1 protein-coding gene is annotated in these 1000 nt (G+C 64.4%); it reads right to left on the reverse strand.

What is annotated here, in order from left to right; all coding sequences use genetic code 11:
- Positions 1-263: 263 nt before the first annotated feature.
- Positions 264-524 (reverse strand): DUF6308 family protein, encoded by a 261-nt coding sequence (locus MLGJGCBP_RS51960; protein WP_236581273.1) that lies wholly within the window; start codon positions 522-524, stop codon positions 264-266.
- Between the last annotated feature and the right edge of the window lie 476 nt (positions 525-1000).

Raw genomic sequence — 1000 nt, forward strand, 5'->3', positions numbered from 1 at the left:
CAGATCAGATCCGCAGTGGGGCGGATGGGGCATTGTCCTCGATCGACGCCATCCCGGTCTGAGCCGCTGCCTTCGAGTGGAACCGGAAGTTGCCGGCCGCGTCCTTGAAAGCTCGAAGTTCGCAGTCATCGCCCCTCCTCCGCCAGCGGCCCACGACGTGTCGCGAACCGCCGACGATCACGGAGTCCGACCACACACCCACCGGCAGCCCGCGCCCTTTCCAGCGGCACCGTCCGAACCGAAGTCCGGGACGAATCATCTTCCTAGGTCAGCGCGTTCTTCGGGGCGGCGGCACTTGGGTCTATCCGCGCGATCACGTCAAAGACGCGCAACGCCGAGATCTCCTCAGGCAGGCCCGCCTCCTCCTGGATCGACAGCAACCGGCGATGCAAATCGCGGCCAGGCCGGGGCCGAGACCGAGCGACACCGCGTCGGCCCAGAGCCTGCCGGCGGACCGCACTTGCCTGCCGCGGCGCCCACCGCTGAAACGTCTCCACCTGTTCCGTGGTGTACAGCGTCGACACCGGTGGGCACGCCGTCGTGGGCGCCAGAACTGACGGCCGGTACCGACCTCGGCGACTGCGCCTGGCTCACCGAGGGCGAATGCGGCTCTGAGTCCAGGCCACGATCCCCTCAGGTTGCGATTGCCCGCCGCATTTATTCTGTAGTCAATTTATTATGTTGGTAGAAAGGTGATGCGGACCAAGCAGTAGGAGGAAGCCGGCGATGGTACAGGCGGCCACGACCCCATGACGAGTGCTCAGCCGGTATTCGAGCCAGGTAACCGGTCGGCACGACCCCGAACCCGAGGATCCAGGTGCTCCGCGCGCTCACCCGCCAACTGCTGCCCCGCAAGAATCCCTGCACAAGGGGTTCCTACGACTCATTAGGCGCTCCTCGAATGCGGTGAATATCGGCTCTCGGCAAGCCTTATTCTTGCATCGGAGCACCCTTCTTGATGACCGACGTAGGACCGGGATTACCGTGATTAGCTCCGTAA

It is taken from the genome of Rhodococcus sp. T7 (genome assembly GCF_009872365.1).
Taxonomy (GTDB): Bacteria; Actinomycetota; Actinomycetes; order Mycobacteriales; family Mycobacteriaceae; genus Rhodococcus_F.